This window comes from Micromonospora sp. H33 (assembly GCF_052068455.1).
Lineage (GTDB): Bacteria > Actinomycetota > Actinomycetes > Mycobacteriales > Micromonosporaceae > Micromonospora.
In genome coordinates this window covers 62,582-78,888 of the sequence record NZ_JBQHDE010000002.1, presented here as the reverse complement: position 1 = coordinate 78,888, position 16,307 = coordinate 62,582, and the positions used below count along the sequence as shown (strand labels likewise).

Below are 16,307 nucleotides of genomic sequence, written 5' to 3'. Positions count from 1 at the left end.
CGCCGCCGACGGCGGTCCAGCTGCTGCGGACTGACTGCTGCCCGGGAGCGACCACGGAGACACCACCGGCCCGACGGCGGGTGGGGAGACGCGGACGCCCGGGAGCACGCGGGTCAGGCCGCGACGGCGGCGGACCCGGCTCGGGAAAGGGGCGTCACTTGCGCATGACGGCAGCCTAACCCGGGCCGCCGGCGGGGCGCAGCCGAATTACCGGCGTCCGCGGGATCGGGCGGATCCGCGCAGACGGCACGGCCGGAGCGGCACCGGCGACCACCCGCGCCAGGTCGGTGACACACCGTCGGCGACGGAACCCCATCCTCCGGACGCCGCGATACGGTCGCAGCGGCAGGCTGATGACGGCGGAAGGCGGCGGACGGATGACCGAGCAGGCGAGTGCCCAGATCGGGGTGACGGGGCTGGCGGTGATGGGCCGCAACCTGGCCCGGAACCTGGCCCGCAACGGTTTCGCCGTGGCGGTGCACAACCGTTCGCCGGAGCGCACGCGCAGCCTCGTCGCCGAGCACGGGGACGAGGGGCGGTTCGTGCCCGCCGAGTCGCTGGCCGACTTCGTCGCCGCGCTGGAGCGTCCCCGGGCGGTCATCGTGATGGTCAAGGCGGGCGGCCCGACCGACGCGGTCATCGACGAGCTGGTGCCGCTGCTCGACGCCGGCGACATCATCGTGGACTGCGGCAACGCGCACTTCGCCGACACCCGACGCCGCGAGGAGGCGCTGCGCAAGCAGGGGCTGCACTTCGTGGGCACCGGCGTCTCCGGCGGCGAGGAGGGCGCGCTGCGTGGTCCGAGCATCATGCCGGGCGGGTCGGCCGAGTCGTACCGGAAGCTCGGGCCGATCTTCGAGAAGATCGCCGCTCAGGTCGACGGGGTGCCGTGCTGCCGGCACATCGGGCCGGACGGCGCCGGCCACTTCGTGAAGATGGTCCACAACGGCATCGAGTACGCCGACATGCAGCTCATCGCCGAGGCGTACGACCTGCTGCGGGCGGGTCTGGGCGCGGAACCGGCGGAGATCGCGGAGATCTTCCGGGAGTGGAACTCCGGGGAGCTGGAGTCGTTCCTCATCGAGATCACCGCCGACGTGCTCGCGCACGGCGACGCGGCCACCGGGCGCGCGTTCGTCGACGTCGTGCTGGACCAGGCCGAGCAGAAGGGCACCGGCCGCTGGACCGTGCAGAGCGCCCTCGACCTGGGCATCCCGATCACCGGCATCGCCGAGGCGACGTTCGCGCGGTCGCTCTCCGGCCACGCCCACCAGCGGGAGGCCGCGCGCCAGGCGTTCCCCGAGGCGGGCGCGACGTGGCGGGTCGAGGACCGGGAGACCTTCGTCGAGGACGTACGGCGCGCGCTGCTGGCCAGCAAGATCGTCGCGTACGCGCAGGGCTTCGACCAGATCCGCGCCGGCAGCCGGGAGTACGACTGGGACATCGACCTGGGCGGCACGGCGACGATCTGGCGGGGCGGCTGCATCATCCGGGCGCGCTTCCTCGACCGGATCCGGCAGGCGTACGACGACCAGCCGGGCCTGCCCACCCTGCTGGTGGCGCCGTGGTTCGCCGACACCGTGCGCGACGGGGTGCCGAGCTGGCGGCGGGTGGTCGCCGAGGCGGCCCGGGCCGGGGTGCCCGTGCCGGCCTTCGCCTCGTCCCTGTCCTACTTCGACGCCCTGCGCGCGGAGCGCCTGCCGGCGGCCCTGATCCAGGGCCTGCGGGACAACTTCGGCGCCCACACGTACCGCCGTGTCGACCGCGACGGCTCCTTCCACACGCTGTGGGCCACCGCCGACCGCCGAGAGGTCGACGCCTGATTCCCACCCCTGTGAGGACCGCGTCCTCGTGGGGCGGGGCGGCTCAGGCGAGCGTGGCGTGCATCTCCCAGACCAGGATCTCGGCGGGTTCCGTCGCGGTCACGCGCTGGCCGCCCGCGCCGGTCAGGCGGGCGGCGTCGCCGGTTCCCAGGAGGCCGCTGCCCTCGAGCGTGACCGCCCCGTCGGGCACGTAGAGGTGGACGAACGGGGCGTCGGGGAGGGTCACCTCGTCGCCGGGCCGCAGGCGGGCGGCGTGCAGGGTGGCGTACCGGTTCCGGATGCGGATCGCCGAGGCACCCGCGTACCGGTCCATGCCGGAGGCCACCGGGACCAGGCCGCCGCGCAGCAACTGGTCGTCGATCTCGAGCTGCTCGTAGCCCGGGTCGACGCCCGCCTCGTCCGGCACGACCCACATCTGTACGAAGTGGACCGGCTCGGTGTGCGGGTCGCGGCCGTCGAGGCGCCAGGCGTCGTTCTTCTCCGAGTGCAGGATGCCGGTGCCCGCGCTCATCCGCTGCCCCAGGCCCGGGTAGATCACGCCGGAGTGGCCGGTGGAGTCCTGGTGGACCAGTGAGCCGCGCAGCACCCAGGTGACGATCTCCATGTCCTCGTGGGGATGGGTCTCGAACCCGGCGCCGGGACGGACCACGTCGTCGTTGTTGACCAGCAGCAGGCCGTGGTGGGTGTTGGCCGGGTCGTAGTGCCGCGAGAACGAGAAGGAGTGCTTGGAGTCGAGCCAGGAGATCCGGGTGGTGAAGCGGTCGTCGGCGCGTCGGATGTCGACGGCGGGAGCGGGCGCGGTCACCAGGCACGCTGCCCGGTCTCGGTGGGCGCCCAGGTCAGCGCCGGCTCCCCGGTGGCCAGCTCGCCGATCTCGCCGGAGCGCACCTGCGGGGTGTGACCCAGCTCCTGGCAGTGCTGCTCGGCGATCTCGGCGCAGATCTCGGCGACCTGCCCGCAGATCGGCTCGCCGATGTCCGCCGCGTTCAACGCCATGAGCATCTTGTACCGCAGCTCCCGCATTCCCCCCACCCCCTGCCCCGATCGTAGGCCGCCCCGCGTCCAGGCCACCCCGGAACGCGGCGACGCCGCCTCCCGGCGGTAGTCAGGGGGCGGCGTCGGGGTCGCAGGGTGCTCAGAAGAAGCGGCGGCGCTTCGCCTTCGCCGGGCGGAGCAGGTCGGCGCCCTTGCTGAGCAGGCGGGAGATGCCGGACGGGCCCCGCCGGGCCTCGATCGTGTGGCTCAGCTTGCGCGCGCCCGCGGCCGCCACCGGCACGGCGACGGCCATGAACGCCCACTGGGCGATTCGCTTCTGGATCATTTGGGTTCACCTCCGTCAGTAACTGCTGACCGGGGAGGTACCCGCCGAGAGCACCCGGTAAGCGTCAGGTGGTGGGTGCCACCGGATTGGGCAGCGCCCCGCCGAAGCGGCGGTCGCGCCGCGCGTACAGCTCACAGGCGTACCAGAGGTGCCGGCGGTCGAAGTCCGGCCAGAGCGTGTCGAGGAAGACCAGCTCGGCGTACGCGCTCTGCCAGAGCAGGAAGTTCGAGGTGCGCTGCTCACCGGAGGGGCGAAGGAAGAGGTCCACGTCGGGGACCTCCGGGTGGTAGAGGTACTTCGCGATGGTCTTCTCGCTGACCTTCGCCGGGTCCAGCCGGCCGGCCGCGGCGTCGCGTGCGATCGCGGCGGCGGCGTCGGCGATCTCGGCCTGCCCGCCGTAGTTGACACAGAACTGGAGCGTCAGCGTCGAGTTGCCCCGGGACATCTCCTCGGCGGTCTGCAGCTCCGAGATCACGCTCTTCCACAGTCGGCCGGCCCGCCCCGACCACACGACCCGGACACCGAGGTCGACGAGCTGATCCCGGCGGCGGCGGATCACGTCCCGGTTGAAGCCCATCAGGAAGCGCACCTCGTCCGGCGAGCGCCGCCAGTTCTCGGTGGAGAACGCGTACGCCGACAGGTAAGGGATGCCCAGCTCGATCGCGCCCTCGATGGTGTCGAAGAGTGAATACTCCCCGGCCTCGTGCCCCTTGGTGCGGGGCAGGCCGCGCTCCTTGGCCCACCGGCCGTTGCCGTCCATCACCACCGCGACGTGCCGGGGCAGCGCCTCCGGCGGCAGCGCCGGCGGGCGGGCGCCCGACGGGTGCGGGGTCGGCGGCACCGGCTCGCGCCGGGCGGACCTCATCGATCGGATCACTGCACTCTCTTTCTGCTCACGTCCTGCTCCCCCGCCGGTCCCGCGACCGGCTCGGCAGCCGGCCCGCCAGCAGGTCGCCCGGCCGGCTCCGCGGCCGCCCGAGCGGGCGGGCCGGCGGGTGTCGGGACCGCACCGGCCGCCGGAACGCCCCGGTCGACCAGCGGCAGCGAGCGTAGCGCGCGTTCCAGGTGCCACTGCAGGTGTGCCGCGACCAGGCCGCTGCACTCCCGGCGGACGCCGGTCTCGGTGGCGTCCGCGACCCGCCAGTCGCCGGTGGTCAGCGCGGACATCAGGTCGATCGTGGCGGGCGCCGGGTGGGCGGCGCCGGGTGGCCGGCAGTCCGGGCAGACCGCGCCCCCGGCGGGGACGGAGAACGCCCGGTGCCGCCCCGCGGTGCCGCAGACCGCGCACCCCGCCAGCGCCGGTGCCCAGCCGGCCAGGGTCATGCCGCGCAGCAGGTACGCGTCCAGCACCAGGGTGGTGGCGTGCTCCCCGGCAGCGAGGGCCCGCAGGGCACCGAGGGTGAGCTGGAACAGCCGCAGCGACGGCTCCCGCTCCACCGGGGTGAGCCGCTCGGCCGTCTCGCAGATCGCGCTGGCCGCCGTGTAGCGGGGGTAGTCGCCGAGGAAGCGCTTGCCGTAGAGGTCGATGCCCTCGACCTGGCTCACCGTGTGCAGCGAGCTGCCGTGGTTGCCCTTCGGGTCGCCGGCGAGCTGGAGGTCGACGTGCCCGAACGGCTCCAGCCGGGCGCCGAACTTGCTGGTGGTGCGCCGCACCCCGCGGGCCACCGCCCGCAGCCGCCCGTGGCGTCGGGTGAGCAGGGTGATGATCCGGTCGGACTCGCCGAGCTTCTGCACACGCAGCACCACCGCGTCGTCGCGGTAGAGCTGTCGGCGGTACCCGGCCATCGGGCCATTCTCCCTCGGGGTGGGAAATCAGGGTCGGTTCGGGGTGGACGCCCGGACGGCCCCCGATGCGGCGGACCGGCCCGCGGCCGTAGCGTCCTGCCCATGGCACTGCACCGGAGCACCGCCGCGCTCGCGGCCGCCACGCTCATTGTCGTCGCCGGGTGTGACAGCCTCTCGTTCCGCCGGCTCGACTTCGACCACACCGAGACGGTGAAGATCACCACCGTACGAGTGCTGCCCGGTGCCGGTGACGTGGTCGTACGGGCCACCGGCGCCCCCGGTTCGGTACGGATCAAGCGAGTGGTGCGCTACCAGGCCGCCCAGCCGGAGACGACGTACCGCGTCGACGGCGCGGAGCTGGTGCTGGACACCGACTGCGGTCCCCGGTGCAGCATCTCGTACGAGGTGACCGCCCCGCCCGGCGTCGCGGTGAAGGGCGAGACCGGCTCCGGGGACGTCGACGTGAGCCGGGCCGGCGCGGTGGACGTGACGGTCGGCTCCGGCGACGTCCGGGTGGCCGGCGCGGCCGGCCCGGTACGCGTCGAGACCGGCTCCGGCGACATCGAGGTGGTCGACGTGACCGCGGCGGTGACGCTGCGGGCGTCGTCGGGCGACATCACCGCCCGTCGGCTGGGCGGCGGCGTGGACGCCGAGGCGAACTCGGGCCGGGTGACGGTCGAGCTGGCGACGCCCGCCTCGGCACGCGCGCATGCCTCCAGCGGGGACGTCGAGCTGGTCGTCCCGCCCGGCAGCTACCAGGTGCGCTCCGAGGTCGGCTCGGGCCACGCCGAGCTGGGCGTGCCGAACGTGCCGACCGCGACGCTGGTGCTCGACGTCGCGACGGGCAGCGGGGACCTCACGGTCTCCCAGCGGTGATCTCCACCGTCTCCGGCTCCCGGATGCGCTGCCTCGGCACCGCGGCCCGGCCGGCCGGCGCGGCGGGGTGCGCGCCAACGTCCCGACCGGCCGGCGCGGCGGGGTGCGCGGCCGCGTCCCGGCGGGCCGGCGGCCGGGTCGAAGGTCCAGGACCGGCCGGGACCGGCCGCCGCCCGCCGGGGATCAGCTCCGGCCGGCGCCGGGCGGCGACGTCCTCCACCCATCCGACCAGCAGCGTGACGACGCCGACGAGGGCGAAGACCAGCGCGATCCGGATGGCCAGGCCGACCCGGTCCTGGTGCGACCAACCGACCACGTCCACCAGCGGGGTGAGCGCGACGACGAACGCCATGTGCCAGAGGTAGACGGTCAGCGCCCGGCGGTTGAGGACGGTGACCACCCGCCCGAACAGCGCGCTGCGGTCCACCCACGCCGCGCTCGCCGGCCCCCGGCCGAGCAGGACCAGGACGAAGCCGGCCGACCAGAGGGCGTTGCCGAGCGGGATGTCGTTGAGGTCGTAGCCGCGCGGCCCCGGGTGGGTGAGGACCCACGCCCCGCCGGCGGCGACGAGACCCGAGGCGGTGGGCCAGAGCACCCGGTTCGGGAGGCGGCGCAGCGTCCCGTCCTGGTGGGCGAAGCCGAGCAGCCAGGCACCGAAGTACAGCCCGAACTGCTGGACCGCTGCCGGCGCGTTCGGGTACACGCCCGACTCGATGGCCGCGAGCACGGCGTACGGGGCGAGAAGGGTGGGCAGCGGCGCGCGCCGGAACAGCCACAGCGCCACCGGAGACGCGAGCACGAACCAGAGGTAGTCGCGCAGGTACCAGATCGGGCTCAGCACCAGGGCGCCCCAGTCGTTGGCCGGTGGGTCGGCGACCGGGAACAGCCAGAGCAGGACCTTCGGCGTGAGCGGCAGCCCGGTGAGCAGCATCGCCGGCACGAAGACCGCGGCGAGCACCCACAACGACGGCAGCAGACGGCGCAGCCGCCGGCCGACCGCCGGTGCTCCGGACCGCCGCAGCGACGCCGCCATCAGCGAACCGGCGAGGGCGAACATCACCGACATCGCCGGGAACACGAGCGTGAGCGACGCCCAACCGGTGACGTGGTAGACGACGACTCGAACGATGGCCAGGAAGCGCAGAAGGTCCAGATATCGGTTTCGCATCAGCCTGCATCTGTGTCCGGGGGCAAAGGGGGCGTATGGCCCTCTACCCTCTGACGGACCGACGCGAAACGGCGAGGAAGTCGGGCAGATAGTGACGATCCCCATCGTCCTGGCCGAAAACGATCAGGAAGAACGATCACACCCCGAGCCACCGGCGGCGCGTCGCGAGCGCGCGGCCCGTGCGGGTCCGGGCCGGCGCGGCCCGGTGCCCGGTCAGAAGCCGAGCTTGCGCAGCTGCTTCGGGTCCCGCTGCCAGTCCTTCGCGACCCGGACGTGGAGGTCCAGGTAGACCCGCGTGCCGAGCAGCTCCTCGATCTGCCGCCGGGCCCGGGTGCCGACGTCCTTGAGCCGGCTGGCCCGGTGGCCGATCACGATCGCCTTCTGGCTCGGCCGCTCGACGTAGAGGTCGGCGTAGATCTTCATGACCTGCCCCTCGGGGACCATCTCCTCCACCACCACGGCGATGGAGTGGGGCAGCTCGTCGCGGACGCCCTCCAGCGCCGCCTCCCGGATCAGCTCGGCGACCAGCACCTGCTCCGGGTCGTCGGTGAGCATGTCGTCCGGGTAGAGCTGCGGCGACTCCGGCAGGTAACGGGTCATCACGTCGACCAGCGTGTCGACCTGGTGCCCGGAGACCGCGCTGACCGGCACCACCTCGGCGAACTCGCCCAGTTCGCTCACCGCGAGCAACTGCTCGGCCAGCCGCTTGCGGTCCACCAGGTCGGTCTTGGTGACGACGGCGAGCACGGTGGCCTTCAGCTCGGCCAGCTCGCCGGAGATGAACCGGTCGCCCCGGCCGATCGGCTCGTCCGCCGGGATGCAGAGGCCGATCACGTCGACCTCGCTCCACGTCTGCCGGACCAGGTCGTTGAGGCGTTCGCCGAGCAGCGTACGGGGGCGGTGCAGGCCCGGGGTGTCGACGAGGACGAGCTGCGAGTCGGGCCGGTGCAGCACCGCCCGGATGACGTGCCGGGTGGTCTGCGGCTTGCTGGACGTGATGGCGATCTTCTGCCCGACGATCGCGTTGGTCAAGGTCGACTTGCCGGCGTTCGGCCGCCCCACGAAGCAGGCGAACCCGGCCCGGTACGGCCGCCGCTCCAGCTCCTCCGGAATCACTCGACCACCGTGCCGAGAACCGTGCCGTCCGGGGCCGCCACGTGGATCGGCGCGTCGGCGGCGAGGTCGCGAACCGCGGCGTGACCGGCGCCGTCCAGCGTCGACGCCTCGGTCACCACCGCCGCGGCCTCCAGCCGGGTGGCGCCGGCCGCGGCCGCCGAGGCGACGGCGAGCTGGAGCGCGGTGAGTGCCAGCGACGGCAGGGAGACGCTGGCGGCGGCGTACGTCCGGCCGTCCTGGTCCCGGACGGCGGCGCCCTCGACGGCGCCGACCCGGCCCCGCGCGCCCCGCGCCAGGACGACCAGCTTGGCGTCCTCGGCGCTCAGCTCCACCGGGATGGACGACGCGGTCGGTGCGGCGGGTGACTCAGGCATCGGCGGGTTGCCTCTCCTCGGCTCGGTCGGTGCGGGTCCCGGCCGGCTCGCCCCGGCCCTGGTCGTCCTGCTGGTCGGTCGGCTCCGCCGGGCGCACCAGCACGGTGTCGATCCGGTTGCGCCGGCCGGTCGTGCCCTCGGCGACCAGACGCAGGCCGGCCACCTCGACCTGGGCGCCCGGGAGCGGGACCCGGCCCAGGGACTGGGCGAGCAGGCCGCCCACGGTCTCCACCTCGTCGGTGGGCAGGTCGGTGTCGAACAGCTCGCCGAGATCCTCCACGGGGAGCCGTGCGGTGACCCGCACCGCGCCGTCGTCGAGGTGCTCGACCGGCGGGCGTTCGACATCGTACTCGTCGGTGATCTCGCCGACGATCTCCTCCAGGATGTCCTCGATGGTGACCAGGCCGCCGGTGCCGCCGTACTCGTCGACGACGATGACGAGGTGGTTGCGGGCGGCCTGCATCTCGGAGAGCAGGTCGTCGACGGGCTTGGACTCCGGCACGAAGGTGGCCGGGCGCATCAGCTCGGCGACCGGGAGCTGCCGGTCCTCCGGGGCGCCACCCTGCGTACGCCGGATCAGGTCCTTCAGGTAGAGCACACCCAGCACGTCGTCGACGCTCTCGCCGATGACCGGGATGCGGGAGAAGCCGGAGCGCAGGAACAGCGCCAGGGCCTGGGCGAGCGTCTTGTGCTTCTCGATCCACACCATCTCGGTGCGGGGCACCATCACCTCGCGGGCGATTGTGTCGCCGAGGGCGAAGACCGAGTGGATCATCTGCCGCTCACCGTGCTCCACCACACCGCGCTGCTCGGCCAGGTCGACCAGCTCGCGCAGCTCGACCTGGGTGGCGAACGGGCCCTCCCGGAAGCCACGCCCGGGCGTCACCGCGTTGCCGATGAGGATGAGCAGCGAGGCGAGCGGGTTGAGCGCCCGGCCCAGCCAGCGCACCAGCGGCGCGACGCCGCGGCCCACCGCGTACGCGTGCTGGCGGCCGATGGTGCGTGGCGCGACGCCGACCACCACGAAGCTGACCACGGTCATCGCCCCGGCGGTGATCAGCGCGGCCCGCCAGCCGGCGCCGAACGTGTCCACCGCGACGAGCGCCACCAGGGTGGTCGCGCCCAGCTCGGCGAGCAGCCGCAGGAGCAGGAGCAGGTTGAGGTGGCGGACCACGTCACCGGCGACGGCCTGGAGGGCGCGGGCGCCCCGCGCGCCGTCCCGGGCCAGCTCGGCGGCGCGCGCCGGGGACACGGCGGCGAGCGCCGCCTCGGTCATCGCGATCAGGCCAGCGAGCACGACCAACCCGGCCGCGAAGAAGATCAGTTGCAGGTCGGGAAGGCCGCTCGCGCCGGCCGTCGCTGCCGCAAGGGAAGACATCACTGGGACCGGGTCGACCGCCAGCTGGCCAGCAGGCGGGCCTGGAGCTCGAACATCTCCCGCTCCTCCTCCGGCTCGGCGTGGTCGTAGCCGAGCAGGTGCAGCACGCCGTGCACGGTGAGCAGGTGCAGCTCGTCGGCGGCGGAGTGCCCGGCGGCGGCCGCCTGCTTGGCCGCCACCTCCGGGCAGAGCACGATGTCGCCGAGCAGCGCGGGCTCGCCGCCGACGGCGGCGTTCTCCCCCGGCCCGTGGTCGACGCTGCCCTCGTCCATGGGGAAGGCGAGCACGTCCGTGGGACCGTCGCCGCCCATCCACCGGTGGTTCAGCTCGGACATGTAGTCGATGTCGACGAGCAGCACGGACAGCTCGGCGAGCGGGTTGACCCCCATCTCGTCGAGGGCGTGCCGGGCGACGGCGAGCACGGCGTCGGTGTCGACGTCGACACCGGACTCGTTGGCGATCTCGATGGACAACTGTCTTCCTTCAGTCGTTAGCGGCGGCGACCGGCCCGGCCACCGCCCTGGGCGGTCCGCCCGGGCACGGCGTGCACGCTCTGCGCCTGCTGGTGCTCCCGCTCGGCGTCCCAGCGCGCGTACGCGTCGACGATCTCCCCGACCAGCCGGTGCCGGACCACGTCCGAGCTGGAGAGCTGGGCGAAGTGCACGTCCTCCACGTTGGTGAGGATCTCCCGGACGACCCGCAGGCCGCTGGTCGTCCCGCCGGGAAGGTCCACCTGGGTGACGTCGCCCGTGACGACGATCTTGGAGCTGAAGCCGAGCCGGGTGAGGAACATCTTCATCTGCTCGGGCGTGGTGTTCTGCGCCTCGTCCAGGATGATGAACGCGTCGTTGAGCGTACGACCTCGCATGTACGCCAGCGGCGCCACCTCGATCGTGCCCGCCGCCATCAGCTTCGGGATCGAGTCCGGGTCGAGCATGTCGTGCAGCGCGTCGTACAGCGGCCGCAGGTAGGGGTCGATCTTCTCGTTCAGGGTGCCGGGCAGGAAGCCCAGCCGCTCACCCGCCTCGACCGCCGGCCGGGTGAGGATGATCCGGTTGACCTGCTTGGCCTGCAGCGCCTGGACCGCCTTCGCCATGGCGAGGTAGGTCTTGCCGGTGCCGGCCGGGCCGATGCCGAAGACGATGGTGTGCGCGTCGATCGCGTCGACGTAGCGCTTCTGCCCGAGGGTCTTGGGGCGGATGGTGCGGCCGCGCCGGGAGAGGATGTTGAGCGTCAGGACCTCGGCGGGCCGCTCGGCGCTGCCCTGCTCGAGCATGCCGACGGTACGCCGGACGGCGTCAGTGGTCAGGGTCTCGCCTTTCTCGATGAGTTCGAGGAGTTCGCCGAAGAGCCGCTCGGCGAGGGCATTGTCCGCGGGAGCACCGGTGATCGTGATCTCGTTGCCCCGGACGTGCACGTCGCTGTTGACCGAACGCTCGACCAGTCGCAGGATCTCGTCACCCGCGCCGAGGAGATTGACCATGATCTTCGAATCCGGAACGGTGATCCTGGTCTGTGCCCGAGGCGGGCCCGGAGGTGGGGTGCTGGTCATAGGTCGGGCCGAGCGGCCCTGAGCCACCTGCTCTCGATCTCGGCGCCGGGCCGGTGCCACGGCGTGCTGGCGTTGCTCCCATCGTATCCGTTCAACAGCGCCGCCACCCCGCCCATTTCCGGCGCCACCTACCGCCCCCCACCCCGCCCCCCACCACCGCGATCTTGCACTTTTGGTCCCTGATACGCCCTGCTACACGCCATATGTCCGGGCCGGAACTGCAAGATCGGCGGAGGAAAGGGGCTGGTGGGTCAGGCGGTGCGGAAGTCGTAGCCGTCGAAGGTCTCCTGGGTGCGGGTGAAGCGGTAGGTCGCCCAGTGCATGCGGACCACCGTCCCGTCGCCGTCCCGGGTGAACCGCAGCAGCTCGCCCACCTCCCGGCCGGAGACCGTCCGGTAGACGTCCGGGCGGTCCGGCAGCGGGGCGAACACCGCCGGCGGCTTGCCCGCCGGGTCGTCCGCGCCCCGGGCGCGCAGCGTGCCCTCGTGCCAGCTGAACACGTACTCGAAGCCCTCGCCCCACCAGCGGCCGAGCAGGCCGCGGATCTCCGGTGGAGCTGGCGGCCCCGGCCGCCAGGGAGTGACCTCGGCCGGGTCGTGCTCCGCCGCGGCGGCGAGCAGCCGGTGCGGCAGGTCGAACAGCTCGCCGGCGGTGCCGGACGACCCGAGCACCGCGGCGCCCATCGCGCCGGCGGTCCCGTCGCCGCCCCGGCGGCCGTAGACGGCGGCGAGGAAGCCGGGCATGGCGCCGTCGTGGCCGACGTGCATGATCCGCTTGCCCTGCGGCACCAGGATCAGCCCGAGGCCGAACCCGCCACCCCAGAGCGTCTCGTCGGTGACCGTGACCGGCCAGCGCATCTCCTCCAGCGTGGCGGGCGAGAGCACCCGGCCGGCCGCGTCGAGCGCCTCCGGGTCGGCGAGGAAGGCCGCCCAACGGGCCATGTCGCCGGCCGTGCTCCACAGCTGCGCGGCCGGACCGACCGCGGCGAAGTCGGTGGGCGGCTCCGGATGCGCCTCGTCGGAGTACGCGTCGACGAGGAAGCCGGTGGCGGCCCGCCGACCGGGCTCCACGGTGGTGGCGGTCAGCCCCAGCGGAGTCAGCACCCGCTCGCCGAGCACCTCCGCCCAGGTGCCGCCGCGCAGCGTGCCGACCAGGTGGCCGAGCAGCGCCATGCCGAGGTTGGAGTAGTGGTAGCGGCGGCCCGGGGGCAACACCCGCTCCGCCCTCGCCAGGTCGGCCAGGAGCTGGTCGGTGTCCGGCGCGCGCAGGGTGTCCCAGACGTCGCCGTACGGCTCGCGTTGCAGGCCGGCGGTGTGCGACAGCAGCCGCCGCACGGTCAGCTCGCCGTGCGCCGGCAGGTCCAGGTGCCGGCTCAGCGGGTCGTCCAGGTCGAGCAGGCCGTCGTCGCGGCACTGCATCGTCAGGACCGCGGTGAAGGTCTTGGTCACCGAACCGATCCGGAACCGGGTCTGCGGGTCCAGCGCGGTGTCGTTCCCGGTCGCGCCGACCGCGCACGTCCACAGCGGACGGTCGGCGCGGTGCAGGGCCGCCGAGACCGCCGGTATCCGGGCCTGCGCCTGCACCTGCCGCACCAGGCGGTCCAGGCGCTCCGCGGGCGTCACGCGAGGTTCCGGGCCAGCATCGGGCCGAGCGGGGCGCCGCCGAGCAGGTGGGCGTGCGCGTGGAAGACCTCCTGGCCGCCGTACGCCCCGGTGTTGAACATCAGCCGGAAGCCGTCACCGAGCAGCCCCTCGTCCTCGGCCACCGCGGCGGCCGTGGCGAGCACCTCCCCGGCGAGCCCCGGGTCGCCCTGGGCGAGGGTGGCCACGTCCGCGTAGTGCTCCTTGGGGATCACCAGGACGTGCACCGGCGCCTTCGGGCCGATGTCGCGGAAGGCGAGCGTGGTGGGCGTCTCCCGGACGACGGTGGCCGGGATCTCCCCGGCGACGATGCGGCAGAACAGGCAGTCAGGTGTGCTCACCGGGGCAGTGTAAGGAAGGGCCACGCCTGACGCCTGCGATGTAGCAAGGGTCCCTTTGTCAACACGTGCCGGCGGTGCGGCAGGATGGCCGGCGTGACTTCACGGGCGGTGCTGGTGACGGGGGCCTCACGGGGCATCGGGCGGGCGGTGGCGCAAGCGTTCGCGGCCGGCGGGGACCGGGTGGCGGTACACCACCGCGACTCCGCCGAGGCGGCCGAGCGGCTCCGCGCCGACCTGCCCGGCGCGGGTCACGTGGTGGTCCGCGCGGACCTGCCCGGCGCGGGTCACGTGGTGGTCCGCGCGGACCTCACCGACCCCGACGCGGTCCGCGCGATGGTGGACGAGGCCGCGACCCGCCTGGGAGGCCTGGACGTCCTGGTCAACAACGCCGGCGTGTACGGCGAGCGCGACTCGCCCCACCCGGTCTTCGGCACCTCCTACGACGAGTGGCGGGCGCGCTGGCGGCAGGTGGTCGAGACGAACCTGACCGGCGCCGCCAACGTCACCTGGTGCGCCGCCCAGCACATGCGGGAGCGGGGCGGCCGGATCGTCAACGTCTCCTCCCGGGGTGCCTTCCGGGGTGAGCCGGAGCAGCCGGCGTACGGGGCGAGCAAGGCGGGGCTGAACGCCCTGGGCCAGTCCCTCGCCGTCGCCCTCGCGCCGTACGGCATCACCGTCGCCACCGTCGCGCCGGGCTTCGTCGAGACCGACATGACCACCGAACACCTGGACGGCGAGCGGGGCGTCGCGATCCGCGCCCAGTCCCCGTTCAACCGCGTCGCCCGTCCGGAGGAGATCGCCGCCGCCGTCCACTGGCTGGCGAGCCCCGCGTCGGAGTGGGCCTCCGGCACGATCGTCGACCTCAACGGCGCCAGCTACCTCCGCACCTGACCCCTCGCCACGCCCCCGGGGCGCGGGGCCGTGGCGGGCGGGGCAAGGAGCCTGCGCTGGGTTACCAGCGGCCGAGGCGGACCGACAGCACCGACAGCGCCGCCACCCCGGCCGTGGAGGTACGCAGCACCGACGAGCCCAGCCGCACCGGCCGGGCACCGGCCTCCGCGAAGGCGTCCAGCTCGCGGTCGGCGATGCCCCCCTCCGGGCCGACCACCAGCACGATCTCACCGGCCGCCGGCAGCGCCACCGTTGTCAGGCGCTCCTCGGCCGCCTCATGGAGGACGAACGCGGCCGCCGCGCCGGCGAGCCGGCGGGCGACCTGCGTCGTCGACTCGTCCGGTGATCCGGCCACCACGGGCAGCCAGGGCCGGCGGGCCTGCTTGGCCGCCTCCCGCGCGGTCGTCACCCACTTCTCCCGGGCCCGTACGCCCCGGTCACCGCGCCAGAGGACGATCGAGCGTTCGGCCGCCCAGGGCACGATCTCGTCCACGCCGACCTCGGTCATCGCCTGCACGGCCAGCTCGCCCCGGTCCCCCTTGGCGATGCCCTGCACCACCACCAGGCGCGGGACCGGCGCGTCGACGTACCCCCGGGAGGTGATCTCGACGTCGAGGGTGTCCTTGCCGACGGTGATCACCACCGCGGCGGCCGTGCCGCCCCGCCCGTCGGCGAGCAGCAGTCTCTCGCCGGGCCGGAGCCGCTGCACGGTGGCGGCGTGGCGCCCCTCGGGGCCGTCGAGGGTCATCCTGTCGGCGGTGGGCAGCGACTCGACCAGGAACAGCGGCGCGGACACGATCACCAGGCTAACGGCCCGGCCGACCGCCGGGCCGCGCACCGTCAGGCGTGGCCGTTGAAGGCGTCCCGCATCCGGGAGAAGAAGCCGCCCTGCTTGGTCAGCTCGGCGACCTCCTCGCCCCGGGTCCGGGCGAAATCGCGCAGCATCCGCTCCTGGTCGGCGTCGAGCTTGGTCGGGGTCCGCACGTCGAGGTGGACGTAGAGGTCACCGCGACCGGTGCCGCGCAGGTGCGGTACGCCGCGGGCGCGCAGCCGCAGCGTGCTGCCCGGCTGGGTGCCGGGCTTGACGTCGACCGGCTCCTCGCTGTCGAGCGTCTTGATGGTCAACCGGGTGCCGAGGGCGGCCGCCGTCATCGGGACGGTCACCCGGCAGTGCAGGTCGTCGCCCTTGCGGGAGAAGACGTCGTGCGGCCGCTCGTGGATCTCCACGTAGAGGTCGCCGGCGGTGCCGCCGCCGGGGCCCACCTCGCCCTGCTGGGCCAGCCGGATCCGCATGCCGTCCTCGACACCGGCCGGGATCTTGACGGTGAGCGAGCGGCGGGTGCGCACCCGGCCGTCACCCGCGCAGGTCGGGCAGGGGTGCGGGATCGTGGTGCCGTAGCCCTGGCAGACGGTGCACGGCCGGGCCGAGACCACCTGGCCGAGGAAGGTGCGCTGCACCGACTGCACCTCGCCCCGGCCGCCGCACGCCTCGCAGGTGGCCAGGTGGGTGCCGGCGGCGGTGCCGGCGCCGGAGCAGGTGGTGCAGAGCACGGCGGTGTCGACCGTGATCGGCGCCTCGACGCCGAACGCCGTCTCGTTCAGGTCCAGCTCGAGGCGCAGGATCGCGTCGGCACCGGGCCGGGTACGCGGGCGCGGCCCGCGGGCGCCACCGGCGGCGCCGCCGAAGAACGCGTCCATGATGTCCTGGAAGCCGACGAACGGGCCGGCGCCGCCGGGGCCACCCGGACCGCCGGCACCCCCGCCGCCGGGCGCGAGCGGGTCGCCGCCGAGGTCGACGATCTGCCGTTTCCGGTCGTCGGAGAGAACCTCGTACGCGGCATTGATGTCCTTGAACTTCTCCTGCGCCTCCGGGTCCGGATTGACGTCCGGGTGGTACTGGCGCGCCAGCTTGCGGTACGCGCGCTTGATCTCGTCGTCGGAGGCGTCCCGGCTCACGCCGAGGATGCCGTAGTAGTCCCTGGCCACTGCGTTCCGTGTCCTCATGTTCGTCTCGCGTTGCGCCGGCCGCCGGCCGGAACGGC

The 16,307-nt window shown here is 73.7% G+C and carries 18 protein-coding genes; 3 read left to right on the top strand and 15 right to left on the bottom strand.

Annotated elements, in window-relative coordinates; translation table 11 throughout:
• The first annotated feature begins 377 nt into the window (after window positions 1–377).
• Window positions 378–1,823, top strand: a complete 1,446-nt coding sequence (gndA, locus tag ACTMS0_RS05940) for an NADP-dependent phosphogluconate dehydrogenase (protein ID WP_441154090.1) — start codon at window positions 378–380, stop codon at window positions 1,821–1,823.
• A 43-nt stretch (window positions 1,824–1,866) separates the two neighbouring features.
• Here gndA and ACTMS0_RS05935 read toward each other — a convergent pair whose 3' ends face one another.
• From ACTMS0_RS05935 to recO, 5 genes are all read right to left on the bottom strand, one after another.
• Complete coding sequence (locus tag ACTMS0_RS05935) at window positions 1,867–2,628, bottom strand: pirin family protein (protein WP_441154089.1); 762 nt, start codon at window positions 2,626–2,628, stop codon at window positions 1,867–1,869.
• A complete protein-coding gene (locus ACTMS0_RS05930; RefSeq protein WP_441154088.1) occupies window positions 2,625–2,846 on the bottom strand; it encodes a thioredoxin reductase in 222 nt (73 codons plus the stop codon). The genes ACTMS0_RS05935 and ACTMS0_RS05930 overlap by 4 nt, the downstream gene beginning before the upstream one ends.
• A 112-nt stretch (window positions 2,847–2,958) precedes the next feature.
• Window positions 2,959–3,144 (bottom strand): hypothetical protein, encoded by a 186-nt coding sequence (locus ACTMS0_RS05925; protein WP_441154087.1) that lies wholly within the window; start codon window positions 3,142–3,144, stop codon window positions 2,959–2,961.
• Between the two features lie 64 nt (window positions 3,145–3,208).
• Window positions 3,209–4,009, bottom strand: a complete 801-nt coding sequence (locus tag ACTMS0_RS05920) for an isoprenyl transferase (protein ID WP_441154656.1) — start codon at window positions 4,007–4,009, stop codon at window positions 3,209–3,211.
• Window positions 4,010–4,017: 8 nt separating this feature from the next.
• Window positions 4,018–4,929: a DNA repair protein RecO gene (gene recO, locus ACTMS0_RS05915; RefSeq protein WP_441154086.1), complete on the bottom strand. Its 912-nt coding sequence runs from the start codon at window positions 4,927–4,929 to the stop codon at window positions 4,018–4,020.
• Window positions 4,930–5,031: 102 nt separating this feature from the next.
• Here recO and ACTMS0_RS05910 point away from each other — a divergent pair, with 102 nt between their 5' ends.
• Entirely contained in the window at window positions 5,032–5,805 is a 774-nt protein-coding gene (locus ACTMS0_RS05910; RefSeq protein ID WP_441154085.1) for a DUF4097 family beta strand repeat-containing protein, read from the top strand.
• Here the strand turns inward: ACTMS0_RS05910 and ACTMS0_RS05905 are convergent.
• The 8 genes from ACTMS0_RS05905 to ACTMS0_RS05870 all read right to left on the bottom strand — a co-directional run bounded on the left by ACTMS0_RS05905 (window position 5,786) and on the right by ACTMS0_RS05870 (window position 13,374).
• Window positions 5,786–6,973 (bottom strand): acyltransferase family protein, encoded by a 1,188-nt coding sequence (locus ACTMS0_RS05905; protein ID WP_441154084.1) that lies wholly within the window; start codon window positions 6,971–6,973, stop codon window positions 5,786–5,788. The two genes, ACTMS0_RS05910 and ACTMS0_RS05905, sit on opposite strands and share 20 nt — an antisense overlap.
• 213 nt (window positions 6,974–7,186) lie before the next feature.
• The gene (gene era / locus ACTMS0_RS05900; protein WP_441154083.1) at window positions 7,187–8,089 is read right to left on the bottom strand and encodes a GTPase Era; all 903 of its coding nucleotides are present in this window, start codon (window positions 8,087–8,089) and stop codon (window positions 7,187–7,189) included.
• Window positions 8,086–8,463, bottom strand: a complete 378-nt coding sequence (locus tag ACTMS0_RS05895) for a cytidine deaminase (RefSeq protein WP_441154082.1) — start codon at window positions 8,461–8,463, stop codon at window positions 8,086–8,088. The genes era and ACTMS0_RS05895 overlap by 4 nt, the downstream gene beginning before the upstream one ends.
• On the bottom strand, window positions 8,456–9,865 hold the full coding sequence (locus ACTMS0_RS05890; RefSeq protein ID WP_441154655.1) for a hemolysin family protein: 1,410 nt from the start codon (window positions 9,863–9,865) through the stop codon (window positions 8,456–8,458). The genes ACTMS0_RS05895 and ACTMS0_RS05890 overlap by 8 nt, the downstream gene beginning before the upstream one ends.
• Window positions 9,841–10,314, bottom strand: a complete 474-nt coding sequence (gene ybeY / locus ACTMS0_RS05885; protein ID WP_441154081.1) for an rRNA maturation RNase YbeY — start codon at window positions 10,312–10,314, stop codon at window positions 9,841–9,843. Before ybeY ends, ACTMS0_RS05890 begins: the two co-directional genes overlap by 25 nt.
• A 17-nt stretch (window positions 10,315–10,331) precedes the next feature.
• Complete coding sequence (locus ACTMS0_RS05880) at window positions 10,332–11,393, bottom strand: PhoH family protein (protein ID WP_441154080.1); 1,062 nt, start codon at window positions 11,391–11,393, stop codon at window positions 10,332–10,334.
• A 251-nt stretch (window positions 11,394–11,644) separates the two neighbouring features.
• Window positions 11,645–13,015 carry a serine hydrolase domain-containing protein gene (locus tag ACTMS0_RS05875; protein WP_441154079.1) on the bottom strand — a complete coding sequence of 457 codons (1,371 nt, stop codon included), beginning with the start codon at window positions 13,013–13,015 and terminating at the stop codon, window positions 11,645–11,647.
• Window positions 13,012–13,374, bottom strand: a complete 363-nt coding sequence (locus tag ACTMS0_RS05870) for a histidine triad nucleotide-binding protein (protein ID WP_441154078.1) — start codon at window positions 13,372–13,374, stop codon at window positions 13,012–13,014. The genes ACTMS0_RS05875 and ACTMS0_RS05870 overlap by 4 nt, the downstream gene beginning before the upstream one ends.
• 93 nt (window positions 13,375–13,467) lie before the next feature.
• Here ACTMS0_RS05870 and ACTMS0_RS05865 point away from each other — a divergent pair, with 93 nt between their 5' ends.
• Entirely contained in the window at window positions 13,468–14,265 is a 798-nt protein-coding gene (locus ACTMS0_RS05865) for an SDR family NAD(P)-dependent oxidoreductase (protein ID WP_441154077.1), read from the top strand.
• A gap of 61 nt (window positions 14,266–14,326) precedes the next feature.
• Here ACTMS0_RS05865 and ACTMS0_RS05860 read toward each other — a convergent pair whose 3' ends face one another.
• Window positions 14,327–15,061, bottom strand: coding sequence for a 16S rRNA (uracil(1498)-N(3))-methyltransferase (locus ACTMS0_RS05860; protein ID WP_441154076.1), 735 nt, complete (start codon window positions 15,059–15,061; stop codon window positions 14,327–14,329).
• Between the two features lie 44 nt (window positions 15,062–15,105).
• Entirely contained in the window at window positions 15,106–16,251 is a 1,146-nt protein-coding gene (gene dnaJ / locus ACTMS0_RS05855; RefSeq protein ID WP_441154654.1) for a molecular chaperone DnaJ, read from the bottom strand.
• Window positions 16,252–16,307 lie beyond the last annotated feature (56 nt).

Excerpts from the sequence above, each read along its gene's own strand:
- gndA (WP_441154090.1), top strand. The coding sequence starts at position 378 with ATGACCGAGCAGGCGAGTGCCCAGATCGGGGTGACGGGGCTGGCGGTG.
- ACTMS0_RS05930 (WP_441154088.1), bottom strand. The coding sequence starts at position 2,846 with ATGCGGGAGCTGCGGTACAAGATGCTCATGGCGTTGAACGCGGCGGAC.
- ACTMS0_RS05925 (WP_441154087.1), bottom strand. The coding sequence starts at position 3,144 with ATGATCCAGAAGCGAATCGCCCAGTGGGCGTTCATGGCCGTCGCCGTG.
- ACTMS0_RS05920 (WP_441154656.1), bottom strand. The coding sequence starts at position 4,009 with ATGAGGTCCGCCCGGCGCGAGCCGGTGCCGCCGACCCCGCACCCGTCG.
- recO (WP_441154086.1), bottom strand. The coding sequence starts at position 4,929 with ATGGCCGGGTACCGCCGACAGCTCTACCGCGACGACGCGGTGGTGCTG.
- ACTMS0_RS05910 (WP_441154085.1), top strand. The coding sequence starts at position 5,032 with ATGGCACTGCACCGGAGCACCGCCGCGCTCGCGGCCGCCACGCTCATT.
- ACTMS0_RS05905 (WP_441154084.1), bottom strand. The coding sequence starts at position 6,973 with ATGCGAAACCGATATCTGGACCTTCTGCGCTTCCTGGCCATCGTTCGA.
- ACTMS0_RS05895 (WP_441154082.1), bottom strand. The coding sequence starts at position 8,463 with ATGCCTGAGTCACCCGCCGCACCGACCGCGTCGTCCATCCCGGTGGAG.
- ACTMS0_RS05880 (WP_441154080.1), bottom strand. The coding sequence starts at position 11,393 with ATGACCAGCACCCCACCTCCGGGCCCGCCTCGGGCACAGACCAGGATC.